This is a genomic window from Paenibacillus sp. D9, assembly GCF_001188365.1.
Taxonomy (GTDB): Bacteria; Bacillota; Bacilli; order Paenibacillales; family Paenibacillaceae; genus Paenibacillus_O; species Paenibacillus_O humicus.
Genome location: NZ_JZEJ01000001.1, coordinates 3631991 through 3645547, shown reverse-complemented (window position 1 = coordinate 3645547; position 13557 = coordinate 3631991). Strand labels below are relative to the sequence as shown.

The following is a 13557-nucleotide window of genomic DNA, read 5'->3' as shown; positions in this document are numbered from 1 at the left end:
TCCTCCTTAAAAGGTCATATTTTCAAGCCTATATACTTTTCAAACTGTTTGATGGTTTCCTCATTGCGTCGATAATAAGTCCATTGTCCGATTCGTTTCATTTCCACCAGACCGCTTTGCAACAGGATAGATAAATACTGGGAGGTGGTGGACTGAGACAGTCCTACTTTGCTGTGAATATCACTCACACAAACCCCGCCATCAAAGCCTTTTTCTTTGATAACATGGGCCTGAGTGGAAAAATGATGATCAGGTTCTTTCAACATTTGCAGAATATTTACTCTTATTTGATTGGACAGAGCCTTGAAAATTTCAACTGCCTGTTCGTCAGTTATCATCGTTGATTCCCGATTCAACGGCGCTCTCCCCTTTCTGAGCTTATTGAAATCCATTTTGATTGGAATGAGTAAAGACTAATCGAACAAAAGGATATTGATAATTCTCGATATATAAATATTACTTTACTTTTTACCCAAAATCAATTGGTATGCTTTTAACAGGGGTGGAAATCGTTGGTCCAGCAATGGATTGAATCTCATGCCCACGTATTTATTGCTATTCAACTTGTTCTTTATTGGAAATATCGGTGGTAACCTGGAACACCTTGATTCCATACGACTTCCTTAAAAATTCTGAAGGCTCGCCAAATCGGCAGCGCGAAGATTCAGCCTTCTTTCGCAAGCGTAATGGAAGCGGCTTAAAGGTTGATACCGTACTTGCTAGGTCATGAACTTGGCAATCTGATAAGATTGAATCAAGGTAAAACGTATAAAAAAGGATCTAGGAATATGATTAGGAGAGGAAGGGAACGGCTATTGAGCGAATTCAAAAACAGGAGTAAGGTTCAACCTTGGTTGCGATTTTGGCGCTGGCGAGCTCAATATGTCTTCTTTATTTTAAAATCAAGAGTGATGATGAAGGCTCTCCCTCCAGGAACAAATTAACCACGCATTCCAGGGTCAATTATATCGGGTGAGCGAATGCTTCGGAGTTGAGTTAGACGATTCCGCAAATACCCGGTGTATAGCTGCTGTCGCCGCTGCTTCTTCTATACCGGATTCCATTACGACATTTAAAAACAGCGAAGTATAACGTATGGCTTCACCATGAATCAGTTTTATCAGGCTATGTTAATTCCAAAAAATCGCTTGGGTAGTTCGGAATGCATTGAAGTCATTTTGAAGCTTCAGAAAAGGAAGAGGATGATGTGAACAAAACCGATCGGATGTTGGCCATCGTCATTGAGCTGCAGCGGAAAGGCGTGCTGCGAGCCGAGGATTTGGCTGCCAAGTTCGAGACGAGCATCCGCACGATTTACCGTGACGTTCAAGCGCTAAGCGAAGCGGGCGTTCCGGTGGCGGGTGCGCCAGGGGTAGGCTACTCCTTGATGGAGGGCTACTTTCTCCCACCTGTCGGCTTCACGGCGGAGGAAGCGGTGGCGCTGCTCATCGGGGCGGATTTCGTCCGAATAAGGCTAGACGCCGAGTACGGCGCGAAGGCCCGCAGTTCGCAGGAGAAGATCGAGGCGATTTTACCGGAGAACGTACGCGAAGAGACCGAGCGGATCCGATCGGCGATTCGGCTGCTGAACGAAAGAGAGGGGAAAACGCGCGGGCAGGAAAAAGAGACGTTCGAACAGTTGCGCCAAGCGATTCTGGGGAAGCGCAGGGTTCGTTTCCGCTACTCCAAAAACTTGCCGGATTCGGACGGATATCGTCATGGCGAGCGAACGGTTGATCCTTACGGGCTCGTATTTTCCCAAGGGGTGTGGATGCTTGTTGCGTTCTGCGGGCTGAGGCACGCCATCCGGCACTTTCGGCTGTCTCGCATGAACGAGCTTGCCTTACTGGAAGATTCGTTCCTGCTCGTTCCGGGTTTTCGCTTTCAGGATCACCGGTCTATAGATGATCGGAATGTGACCGTCCACATGTTGGTCGACGAGGCCATTGCGGACCGGGTTCAGGAATCGGACAATTTCTATATGGAGTCGTTCGAGCCGGGGGAAGAAGGCTGGCAGGCGACGTTCCGCGTCCGGCGGGTGGAGGATCTCCTTCAATGGACGCTCGGATGGGGGGCCGCGGTGCGTGTGCTGGAGCCGGAATCGCTGCGGAAACGGGTACGCGAGGAAATCAAAAAAATGCTTGAACGCTACTGACAAACTGCTGTCAGTAGCGTTTTTGTATGCTGGATTCAGCTTAAGCAAAAGGAGCTGGGTCCGGCAATGGATACGAAAGAAACGTTGCATAAATTCGAGGAGACGGTCCGTGGATATATTCGAGAGCTGGATGGCTCCAATTTTGATCAGCTGCTTTGGAAGCCGGCGGAGGACGAATGGTCGCTTGGTCAGATGTACATGCATTTAATTCGTTCCGCGCAGTTGATGCAGTTGAGGAACGCCGCATTGTGCCTTGAACCGGGCGGCAGTCCGGAAATCTCCCAGGCGGGAAAGACGAAGCCGGGTGAGGAGCTGTTCAAGACGGGGAGCTTCCCGCCGGATCGGATCCGAGTTCCCCCGTCCCCTCAATACACGCCGCCGCAACCGGAAAGCAAGGAACAACTTGTCGACGGATTGCGGGATACGGTACGTCGGATGGTCGAGATTGAAGCGAAAATTGCGTCGGAGTTTAATCCGGTTGCCCAAGCGCGATTAGAACCGGGTAAGGAAATCGTTCGAAATACGGTTCTCCATCCGCGATTAGGGGGATTGAACGCGCTGGAATGGTTCAGACTGATCGAGATGCACTATCGCCATCATTTGCTCCAGAAGATGCGTCTGGACGACGCTTGGAAGCAGGCGCATGGGTGAGACCTGGGCCGGCAAGCGGAACGCCCTCTTATTGGATAGGCGTCGTCTCGGCGTCGCATGTGCAGCGGGGGGGTAGTGGCGGCTTCGCCCAGATGTGCCACGGAAAATCCTTGCCTTACCGCCGGAACATCGAATATATTCCCTGCCGGGAGGCGAGAATCGAATGTCAACGAGATCAGGAAGATTTTGTAACCGATAGAGAAACTCTTGACGGGAATTCATCTGGAAGATTTGAAAATCGTTCGTCCAATTATTGCCTCAAGGCAATTTGCTATTGCTGCGGCTCATTAAGCTGAACACGGCGAAATTTAGATTCTGTTCCTGGCGCGGAATGAGGACCTAATTGAACGGAAAGCAGCGTGCTGCCAACATGGGCCGTGCCTTCTTCGACGCCGATGTCGCAATCATGATGACCGCCGGTGACCCCGGCTCATCACGACATCAGCGTCTGGTTGCATCACGTTCCGCGGCAAGCAGAAGAGTTCCAGGGCCTATTCCATTGGGACGCTTGCGTAGGAGCGCTGTCCGTCAAGGCCTGCCGCTGAACCGCTGGAGCGCTTCCTCCGTAACGGGGGCGAATAGGTTGACGAGGTTGCCGTCGGGGTCGCGAAGCAGAGCAGAGCGGTTCCCCCATGGCATTGTGGTCGGTGCCTGCACCCACTCGTCGACAAGCGGCTTCAAGCGCGCGCACTCGGCATCGACGTCGTGGACGCGAAACTCGATGATGACGGTGTGGTTGTCGGCCGCGCGCGCGGAACCGGCGCCGAACAGCGGTACCGTCTGGGAGTGGCCGATCGCCAGCGTACACGATGGCAGAACGAACTCAGCAAAGACAGGCGCGGGGCGCATCGCCGAAATTCCTGTGACTTTCTCATAGAACGCGACAAGCCGATCCAAGTCGTCGGTAATGATGCGTACAGAAGCCAAATTCATGAGAAATCAACCTTTCCTAATGGAATGTAACGCTACGATACGGTATCGTATCATATTGATCTGAAAAATACAAGTGAACGGCAAAATCGTCTCTGGGCGCTGGCGCGGTCACAGTCCCGGCGGCAAGGATGCCGCCATGGTATAATGGGAAGAATCGGTTCTGTTAAGGCAACGAATCTCTGTTTAAGTCCATTTATGTTGGAGGGAAGATGGTGACAACGTCCAAGAAGTCTGAACGAGTGCCGTCGGCCAAGGTGAATGGACGCGTCGAGCGTTCGCGCCATACCGTCCTGACCACTGCGTTTGAACTGCTCAGCGAAGGCGGTGTGGCCAGCTTCACCGTCGACGAGGTGTCGCGTCGTTCCGGGGTCGCGAAGACGACCATCTACCGCCACTGGCCGACGCGGGAAGCCCTGGTGATCGACGCCTGTTCACGGATGATTGCCGAGCAGGAAGTACCCGACACCGGCACGCTCGAAGGCGACGTCACAGCTATCCTGGAGGAAATCGCGCACCTGCTGCCGACGGCGAACTGGTCCTTTGTCCTGCCGTCAATCGTCGACACCGCCGAGCGTAATCCGGAGTTCGCGGAAATCCACAGTCGGATTCAACGCGGACACGCTGCACCCCTGCGAGAAGTTCTGCAGCGCGCGGTAGACAGGGGCGAGCTGTCGGCCGATGCCGACATGTCAACGATCGTCGCGGCCCTGCTGGGGCCGCTCTTCTACCGCCGCTGGTTCTCGCGCGAACCGATCGACGTCCCGTTCGTAAAGGCGATCATCAAGCGCGTACTCGCTTCACTATAGGACGAGACGCCTATCGCTGCTTGGCCCGCCATCAGCGGCGGATCAGCGAATATCTGGTTTGAGCGCCCACATGCTTCGGCATCCCGGCGCAACGCGATCGAGTCCTCGAAAAAAGGACCTCAGTCTCCACGTTACAGTGGAAGTTGAGGTCCTTTTTGGTGAAAAAGGAGATGCTTCCTCTTTCACGGGAATGCGTTTGGGAAAGCACTCTTTACATACTTTGTTTAGCGATGTGAAATCAAGCAGTTTCAATATGTCCTGACCTTTAAATTTCGCTCTATAGATGTTAGGGGCATTTTTTTCATTATCAGCATATGTTCACGATTTAATCATCATGATCAAAGGAATTGCCTCGGTTTTGTCGAAACAGGTTGGATGATGATGACAAAACGAAAAGCGGTCCTGATTACAGGGTCATTCTTTATCACCTTAATCCTGATTCGAATCATCTGGGCTTTTCTTCAGGCGTCGCCGGATCACCCTCGTGCGGTTCGGGGCGAGTTGGATTTGCGCGGCTTCGACTTCACCAAGGATCGCACGGTTACATTAGATGGAGGGTGGGAGTTCTATCCAGGCAAGCTTGTAATGCAAAGCGACTCCAGCACAATCTCATCCGGAGAGGGGAGGTTGTTCATTCAAGTTCCCGGAAAGTGGGACTCGTCTATATCTTCGCATAATTCCCCATATGGCTATGGCTCCTATCGTTTGCGCGTCATGGTCAACCCGGATAAAGAACTAACCTATGGCGTCCGCGTTTCGAATGTGCGCACTTCGTCCGAACTATATGTGAACGATCGTCTTTTGGCAAGAGAGGGGCAGCCGGCAAAAATCAAACATCAGTATACAGCCCGAAGCTTGCCTTATACCGCCGCTTTCAAGGCGGATACAGGCGAAATCGATATTGTCATACAAGTTGCGAATTATGACAACAGTTTACAAGGCGGTTTGGTAGGATCGATCAAGTTTGGCAGTGAGCATGCGGTGGACAAAGAAGTAGGGTTTTCCATCAACATGCAGATAGTCGTATGTGTCGTTCTGTTGATTCATGCCTTGTATGCGCTAATTCTGTATCTGATCGGCACCCGACAAAAGACTTTGATCTATTTCTTCATGCTCGTTATTAGTGCCGTTGTCATGACACTGCTCGACGATGATAAGCTTTTGCTCGTTTGGCTGCCGGCCATCAACTACGAGTGGTCTATTAAACTCGTTCTTCTGTCCTTTATTGGAGCAGGCGCCTTCCTGCTGCAATTTGCCAAAAGCCTCTTTCCGGAGCATGCGCAAAACAGAGTGTTTCGCTGGTTTCTCGTGCTCTGTGTGATTGCGGCGCTGCTGATTGTGTTTTTGCCAGCCAGGTACGGGCTGAGCGCATTAGCTGTCTACTATACCCTGGATTTGCTCGCTTGCTTGTACTTTCTGATGTTGTCGCTGCGTACGGCTCTGAAGAGCGATAAAAACGCCATTTATTTGGTCATCGGTCTAATCAGTGTTTTGACTAATATCATTGGAGGTTATCTTAAGGGTCTGCTCGACATGGGTTATTACCCGATCGACCTGATCGTTGCGTTCCTCGCTTTTGCGTCTTTCTGGTTCAAACGCTATTTCCATAATTCCAACCAAACGGTGAAGCTCGCCGAGAAGCTGCAGAAAGCGGACAAGCTGAAAGACGATTTCCTGGCCAACACGTCCCATGAATTGCGGAATCCGCTGCATGGAATTCTTAACATCGCCCAGACCGTTCTGGATACCGGAATTAAAGATCAGGACGACAAAAACAAAGAGAACATGAAGCTGCTTATTTCCGTAGGCAAGCGGATGTCATACATGCTCAACGATTTGCTGGACATGACGCGGCTTCAGGAGAATGGCATCTGCTTGCACATAGAGAGTGTCCGCGTTCAGGGAGTCGCATCCGGTGTGACCGATATGCTTCGTTTCATGACGGAAGGCAAGCCGATTCGCATCGTCAACGACATTCCGGCCAACTTTCCCAGTGCCATGGCCGATGAAAACCGGCTTACGCAAATTTTGTTCAACTTGCTTCACAATGCGGTGAAATATACAGATCAAGGACATATCACAATAAAGGCCGAGGTCAAGGACGGCAAGGTGAACATCATCGTCGCCGACACCGGGATCGGGATAGAGCTGGAAACGCAGCAAAGGATGTTTGCGCCCTACGAGCAGGGGGACTCTGGCATAACGGCGATTGGAGGCGGGCTCGGGCTCGGGCTAAGCATATGCAAAAAACTGGTGGAGCTGCACGGAAGCACATTGGAGGTCGACTCTACTCCGGGCCAAGGTTCAGTATTTAGCTTCATGCTGCCGTTATCGGATGCTTCCTTCAGGCAATTCGATCCGGAAGCGATTGCTCCGGGATCGGCCGTGTATGCAGAAGCGGCTGTTGCTGCTGCCTCTGAACCTTGCGGCGATTATACCGGACTTGAATCGGAGACCGATTCGGACCGGCCAAACATTCTGGTCATAGACGATGATGCGGTCAATCTAAAGATATTGAGCCATCTTCTTGTTTCGGAAAAGTATACTGTCGTCACAGCTGCAAGCGGACGTGAAGCACTTGCCGTTCTGGATACCAGAGAATGGGACTTGATCATTGCCGACATTATGATGCCGCATATGTCTGGATATGAATTTTCCCGTTTTATTCGTGAGCGCTTTTCCGTTTCGGAGCTCCCCATCCTGCTCTTGACCGCCCGGAGCAGACCGGAAGATATAGAGATGGGATTTTTGCATGGCGCCAACGATTATGTGACGAAGCCTGTTGATGCGATGGAATTGAAGTCCAGGGTACGGGCATTGACTGGATTGAAGCAATCCGTGCGGGAAAGGCTGCGCATGGAAGCGGCATGGCTTCAGGCGCAAATCCAACCGCATTTTTTGTACAACACGCTCAATTCGATAGCTGCTCTCAGCGAAATCGATCATGATAAAATGAGCGCGTTGCTTGAGGCATTCGGCCGTTACTTGCGGGCAAGCTTTGATTTTCGGAACTTGCAGAGGTTCGTTCCGCTTGATCATGAGCTTGGTCTTGTCCGCTCCTATTTGTATATCGAAAAGGAACGATTTGAGGACAGATTAACCATTCGCTGGGAGGCCGACTCAGGGCTTCATTTGTTGGTCCCCCCGCTCTGCATCCAGCCTCTAGTCGAAAACGCAATACGACACGGCCTTCTGAGTCGCGATGAAGGCGGAGAAATTCATATCCGAATTACCCAAAAAGAACATGAGGCGGAAATTTCGGTTGCGGATAACGGGATAGGAATGGATGAGGAAACGGTGAAGCGCGTCCTGGACAGTCGGTTGGAAGGAAGGGCGGGAGTCGGCTTGTTCAATACGGATCGGCGACTGAAACAAATATACGGCACAGGATTGCAAATCCGGAGTGTCCCCAATCAAGGCACTATTGTCCGTTTTATTGTGCCGAAAATCAGGGGAAAGAAAGGCTAAGCCTAAATTCGTGAAGACAATGCGGAATCATTTGGATTTGATCAGTCCCTGCACCGCTCTTTTATCGGATTCTTTCCATTGTGCATACCATTCCAATATGCCGGGGCCGGGATCGGCCTCTGCTTCTTGTTTCAAGACTTGAACCATAAATTCATACTGTTTAGTAACGGAAACCGTGTCATTCAGCCGAGCATATATATTCATTAGCGCCAGGTAACTATCTTCATTCAGGGGATCCTTCTTTTGTATTTGATGATAAACTCCCAGCGCTTCGATATTCATGTCATGAGAACAATAGAATTGCCCCAGCTGCCGAGCATGCTGCAGCCAAAGTGCCTTGAGCCGTTGGCGTTCGCTCTCCGCCCACGCATAATTATCCTCATCATAAAAATTAGCGCGATACATATCGGCCAATCGCTGATGTTCAGGGGCTAGTTCAATTGAAACAGGGCTTAACCTGCGAAGCTCTTGCTCCCATTCTTCCGCATCAATCCGCAGCTGATTCGAATCAAGGACATATCCGTATTGAGAATATCGGATGGTGACATAGCCTTCTCCGGCTGTATCCTTCCATGCGCTTCGAATCCGATTAATACTCGTCTGCAGGTTGGCGAGCCCTTTTCGTTCATCCATTTCGGGCCAAAATAATTCCAGCAATATATTCTTGCTAATGACTTTTCCGCGATGATGCAACAAGTAGGCAAACAACTCTTTCGCTTTCGTCGTTCTCCACTTCAAAAACTCCAGTTCCCCGTTTGGCTTCCGGATTTGCATGGCACCCAAACAATGGTACAACAATCCTTCTTCTTTCGAAGACTCCAATTTATGCTCAACAACGCGCTCCCGTAGACGCTGTATTGTTCGGCCCAAGCGTTCGCGCCTTAACGGCTTCATTAAGTAATCGGTCGCATTCAGTTCGAATGCTTCAATCGCGTATTCGTCATAGGCTGTCACATAGATGATTTTCGTGTCCGGCGAGACAGGACGTATTCTCTCTGTTGCCCTCAAACCATTCAATCCCGGCATCTGAATATCCAGAAAGACGGCGTCGGGTTTGAATTCGCCAATATGATGAATCGCTACCTCTGCCTTCGAGAAGGATCCGATTACTTGGCAATCGTGAAATTCCCCCAGCATTTTTTCCAGCCTGACTAACGCCAGCCGCTCATCGTCCACCAGCATGACTTTCATTCATACGCAGCCCCTAATTGTCGAACATTGAATCCATTCTAATGCTGTATCTATATCGGTAAAAGCTGATATCTATTTAATAAGAAAATGGTTGGATTTCGGATCCGAAATGGAGATGGGGTTCACTTCCTTCAGACCTATATTAGTTGTGGTTAGAGTTTGGTTAGATGTTTTGTCTATGATGTTGTGCATAGAAAACCGCGCATTACGGTCTCTCCGCTAGATGTCTTGTGGCGGGGAGAGGTGATGAAGCTGTGCGACCATTTCAATAGCTTTCTTTAGGAGGAATGAACGAAAGATGAAATTGAAAAGTTCAAGAACGTTATCTTTTCTCATGGCAATCGTCATGGTATTGACGATGATGCCGTTTCACGCGTCACAAGCTAGAGCAGCGGAGACAGCCATACTTAATCTTGGCACTCCTATTCGATTATCCGAAACAAACTATCAGCTATCAAATGCAGCCTTTGAAAGCAATGGCATCGTTAATGAAGGGGGCGGATATTTTACTGTAGCTGTAAATAATGGATCGATTGCTGTTGGAACTCTTTCAAACGGTATTACCGAGTTGACCAATGGCATAACAATCAGCGGCGTTGTTACGGACAAATCCACACCTAAAAATAGAGTATTCAATTTTTCAAGCGGCACTGTTTATGAAGAAATTCAAGCTGTTATTCGAACGATGACATTTACACAAGATTCAGGGCAAACCCAAAGCGTCACCGTGAATGTGACGCCGGGGGCGCAATTAAGCAATGGAAAAACCTCTGTGCGTACCTACAATGGCCGTCACTTTGCATATGTGGAAAGACTGAGCACCATGACTTTCAATGATGCTGTGACGATTGCAAAAGCCAATAACGGACATCTTGTAGAGCCGACAGCCGACCATCCTGAAGAAATGCTGGCCATTGCTAGATTGTTTCAAGAGCTTAAGACTCCTTGGACAGGAGGCTGGAGCTTTGTAAGCTTCATAGGCGCCACTAAAACTACGGAGGCATCCAGCTGGAGCACTCCTGCTTATACGGAGACAAGGTATGTAACAAACGCTCAGCCAACCGGTCTTGAGCTGACGAGCAATTATGTACAAAACGGAGCTCTCATCCATCTCACACTTGTACTGGATACAAATAATACCAAAATAGGCTACGTAGCCGTAAATAATACACACGGCGGGACTAGTGCCTACAAGGATCCGGGCGTTATTGTCGAGTATAGTCCCGGTGCCATAGGCGACATCATTACAGCCCCCACGGATGTTGCAAGTTTTACGGACGGTATCAAAAGCGTAACGTCAGCTGTTTATGAAGGCTCAGGCGCAATCATTGCCACCCCTCTTGACGTAAGTACGGTAATGAGCGTCACCGATCTGGACGGTAACCCGGTTACGGGATATAAGGCATATGATCAAAACGGCGATGAAATTACGGCCGATGCATACGGGTGGTATCCAAGCAACGGAGGTCCGATCGTATTTAAGCCCTTAATGCCGGGTGGGACTTACAAAGTAGCCGCTTCGACGACATTTAATGCAAGCATTACAACTCCAAGTACGGCCGCTGAGACAAAAGCCATTACTTTGCCGACAGTAGGCGATCATAACGTTGCAGTTGGAAAAGATACGGGAAATCCCGGTAAAACAACAATTACGATAAATCCATCATCGACTTTGGCTAAATATGCTATAGCCGATGCGCAAGGCAACGTGGTAAGCGATTGGAAAACAGGTACGGATTCCGAATTGACTTTTGAAAACCTTGATCCAGCTACCGAGTATCAAATCGTGACGGTTCCTGCCGACACGACCGGCCCTCTTCCTACAACGGGCGTAAGCGGCACAAGCGTTAGAACGCCGGGATATTCGACGATGGGAGGCAGCGTGGCGATCAGCGGCACAGCCCAGGCTGGTCAAACGTTGACGGCGGATCTGTCGGGTATCACGTATACGCCGGACACGACGGAAGACGTTCCGACGTACCAGTGGTATCGGGACGGAGTCGCCATCTCGGGAGCGACGAGTGCCAGCTACGCGTTAACTGAGCCCGATATCGGCAAGCCCATTGCCGTAAAGGTTACAGCCGACGGCATGCATGCGACTGGCGCCGTGACGAGCGACGAGACAGCGCCGGTCACGAAAATGGACGGACCTGCAGCACCAAGCGCGCCGGTAGAGGCTGGCAAAACCGCAACGAGCATCTCGTTGGAGGCCGTTGAAGGTCAGGAGTACAGCCTGGACGACGGCTTGACATGGCAAGACAGCGCGACATTTGACGGGTTAACGCCGGGAACGGATTACACGTTTGTAACGCGGGTGAAAGGAACGGCCACGCAAAGCCCGTCCGCTGTCAGCGAGGCGACAACGATTCGCACTTCGGACGCTGATCTTCCGAAAATGGGAGGCGTCGTCTCCATCAGCGGGACCGCTAAATACGGCGAGACGCTGACGGCAGACTTGTCGGCGATCACATATACTTCGGGCACGACTGAAGACGTGCCGGCCTATATGTGGTATCGAGACGGAGTTGCCATTTCAGGAGCGACAAATGCGAGCTACACGTTGACTGAAGACGATATCGGCAAGGCTATTACCGTGAAGGTTATAGCTGATGGCACGCATGCGGCTGGTAGTGTAACAAGCGCAGCTACGGCATCTGTTGCAAAAATGGAAGGTCCTAAAGCACCGAGCGCGCCGGTAGAAGCCGGCAAGACTGCAACGAGCATTACATTGACAGGCATAGCCGGTCAGGAGTATAGCAAGGATGGCGGTTTGACGTGGCAAGACAGCCTGACGTTCAACGGACTGACGCCGGATACGGAGTATGCCTTTGTAACACGGGTGAAAGAGACGGCTACGCAAAACGCGTCCGCTATCAGCGAAGCAGCGCGGATTCACACGTCGGCTGCGGCATCTAACGGAAACAATGGCGGCAATAACAGCGGAAGCACACCGACGCCAACAACACCTGTACCCTCGACAACTCCGGCAACGCCAACAAATCCGGTAGAGTCCGGGATCAAAACTTCCGTGAACGACAAGGACGGCGCGTTTGCGACCGGGAAAACGTCAACTTCGGGAGACCGTACGACAACGTGGGTTCAAGTGGATCTGAACAAGCTGAACGAGACCTTGGCACAGGGCAGCGGGCAGAAGCTCGCGATTCGTTCTCCGAAGGACGGCGATGTGAAGGTAGACGGCTTGACGGCAGAAACGGTTAGGCAATTGGCCGATAAGGGCGCAAGCCTTGAGATCGGCAACCCGCTGGCCGTTTATCCGGTTCCTGGCGGAAAGATGAACCTTGATTCGGTGTCCAAGCAATTGGGGAACTCCGCATTAAACGAAATTGCCGTTCAAATCAACATCTCCCGTTCCGCGGATACATGGATTCAGAACGCTAAGAATAAAGCGGCAGAGCAAGGCTACGAACTGTTGGTTAACCCGGTTGATCTCGACCTGACCTTCACGAATAGCGGCAAGACGGCCAGATTCGGGCAGCTGAGCGGATATGCGCCTAAGTACATCGCCCTTCCGGAAGGCATCGATCCGAACCGGATTACGACAGGCGTCGTTATCAACCCGGACGGCAGCGTTTTCCATGTGCCGACAGCGGTGACGAAGATCGATAACCGTTATTTTGCAAGGATCAATGATCTGCGCAGCAGCGGTACGTACTCGGTCATCTGGAATCCTCAGGATTTTGATGATGTACGACAACATTGGGGCAAAGAGGATGTCAACAATATTGCTGCAAGACTTGATCTTGACGGTACGGGCAGCAATACTTTCTCGCCGAACCGCAATGTTAAGCGCTCTGAATTTGCTGACATCGTTGTTTTGGGTCTGGGCTTGATGCGTCAGGATGTGCCGCAAAATATATTCCCGGATGTTGCGGATTCAGCATGGTACCGCGCTTCCGTAGCCATTGCGAATGAGTTCGGCATCGTTCGCGGCTACAACGATGGAAGCTTCTACGGCAATCGGGAAATGACCAGGGAACAAGGATTTTCGATGATTGCCCGCGCATACCGTTTGATAGATTCGGGAGCCCAGTTGAGCGATGAACAAGCAGCTGCGGCACTGGCGGGATACAAGGATGCGTCTGGCGTATCTGCTTGGGCAAAGGCAGACGTTGCTCAATTGATTGCAGCGGAAATTATCCAGGGGAATGGACCTGCGGTGTTGAGTCCGAAAGCACCAATGACGCGTGCGGAGGTCACGGCATTAATCGCAAGGATGTTGAAAATAACGAACATTATTGATAAGTAATCGTGCCAATCAAACAACCTTTGCTGACTTCGATGTCAGCAAAGGTTGTTTTTTTGCTAAAGGCATCTCTTTTTCGCCGGAAGACA

The 13557-nt window shown here is 50.8% G+C and carries 8 protein-coding genes and 1 pseudogene; 6 read left to right on the top strand and 3 right to left on the bottom strand.

All coding sequences use genetic code 11. The annotated features are described in order from the left end of the window. Nucleotides 1–14 precede the first annotated feature (14 nt). Nucleotides 15–338 (bottom strand): ArsR/SmtB family transcription factor, encoded by a 324-nt coding sequence (locus VE23_RS16345; protein ID WP_048745102.1) that lies wholly within the window; start codon nucleotides 336–338, stop codon nucleotides 15–17. A gap of 869 nt (nucleotides 339–1207) precedes the next feature. Between VE23_RS16345 and VE23_RS16340 the strand changes: the two genes are divergently transcribed. The 3 genes and pseudogenes from VE23_RS16340 to VE23_RS27865 form a co-directional block, all read left to right on the top strand. After that, complete coding sequence (locus tag VE23_RS16340) at nucleotides 1208–2155, top strand: helix-turn-helix transcriptional regulator (RefSeq protein WP_049868580.1); 948 nt, start codon at nucleotides 1208–1210, stop codon at nucleotides 2153–2155. 66 nt (nucleotides 2156–2221) lie between these two features. Continuing rightward, nucleotides 2222–2806, top strand: coding sequence for a DinB family protein (locus tag VE23_RS16335; RefSeq protein WP_049868579.1), 585 nt, complete (start codon nucleotides 2222–2224; stop codon nucleotides 2804–2806). Then, nucleotides 2803–2931: pseudogene (locus VE23_RS27865) on the top strand (EVE domain-containing protein); the annotation flags it as partial. The gene VE23_RS16335 and the pseudogene VE23_RS27865, both read left to right, overlap by 4 nt. 403 nt (nucleotides 2932–3334) lie before the next feature. Here VE23_RS27865 and VE23_RS16330 read toward each other — a convergent pair. Further along, nucleotides 3335–3739 carry a VOC family protein gene (locus VE23_RS16330; protein WP_021877668.1) on the bottom strand — a complete coding sequence of 135 codons (405 nt, stop codon included), beginning with the start codon at nucleotides 3737–3739 and terminating at the stop codon, nucleotides 3335–3337. A 209-nt stretch (nucleotides 3740–3948) separates the two neighbouring features. Between VE23_RS16330 and VE23_RS16325 the strand changes: the two genes are divergently transcribed. Further along, on the top strand, nucleotides 3949–4545 hold the full coding sequence (locus VE23_RS16325; protein WP_049868578.1) for a TetR/AcrR family transcriptional regulator: 597 nt from the start codon (nucleotides 3949–3951) through the stop codon (nucleotides 4543–4545). Nucleotides 4546–4920: 375 nt separating this feature from the next. Next, a complete protein-coding gene (locus VE23_RS16320; RefSeq protein WP_232316980.1) occupies nucleotides 4921–8013 on the top strand; it encodes an ATP-binding protein in 3093 nt (1030 codons plus the stop codon). Between the two features lie 27 nt (nucleotides 8014–8040). Here VE23_RS16320 and VE23_RS16315 read toward each other — a convergent pair whose 3' ends face one another. Further along, nucleotides 8041–9204, bottom strand: a complete 1164-nt coding sequence (locus tag VE23_RS16315) for a response regulator (RefSeq protein ID WP_049868577.1) — start codon at nucleotides 9202–9204, stop codon at nucleotides 8041–8043. Between the two features lie 298 nt (nucleotides 9205–9502). Between VE23_RS16315 and VE23_RS16310 the strand changes: the two genes are divergently transcribed. Further along, nucleotides 9503–13471, top strand: coding sequence for an S-layer homology domain-containing protein (locus VE23_RS16310; protein WP_049868576.1), 3969 nt, complete (start codon nucleotides 9503–9505; stop codon nucleotides 13469–13471). Nucleotides 13472–13557: the final 86 nt, after the last annotated feature.

Excerpts from the sequence above, each read along its gene's own strand:
- VE23_RS16320 (WP_232316980.1), top strand. The coding sequence starts at position 4,921 with ATGATGATGACAAAACGAAAAGCGGTCCTGATTACAGGGTCATTCTTT.
- VE23_RS16335 (WP_049868579.1), top strand. The coding sequence starts at position 2,222 with ATGGATACGAAAGAAACGTTGCATAAATTCGAGGAGACGGTCCGTGGA.
- VE23_RS16325 (WP_049868578.1), top strand. The coding sequence starts at position 3,949 with ATGGTGACAACGTCCAAGAAGTCTGAACGAGTGCCGTCGGCCAAGGTG.
- VE23_RS16315 (WP_049868577.1), bottom strand. The coding sequence starts at position 9,204 with ATGAAAGTCATGCTGGTGGACGATGAGCGGCTGGCGTTAGTCAGGCTG.
- VE23_RS16345 (WP_048745102.1), bottom strand. The coding sequence starts at position 338 with ATGATAACTGACGAACAGGCAGTTGAAATTTTCAAGGCTCTGTCCAAT.
- VE23_RS16310 (WP_049868576.1), top strand. The coding sequence starts at position 9,503 with ATGAAATTGAAAAGTTCAAGAACGTTATCTTTTCTCATGGCAATCGTC.
- VE23_RS16330 (WP_021877668.1), bottom strand. The coding sequence starts at position 3,739 with ATGAATTTGGCTTCTGTACGCATCATTACCGACGACTTGGATCGGCTT.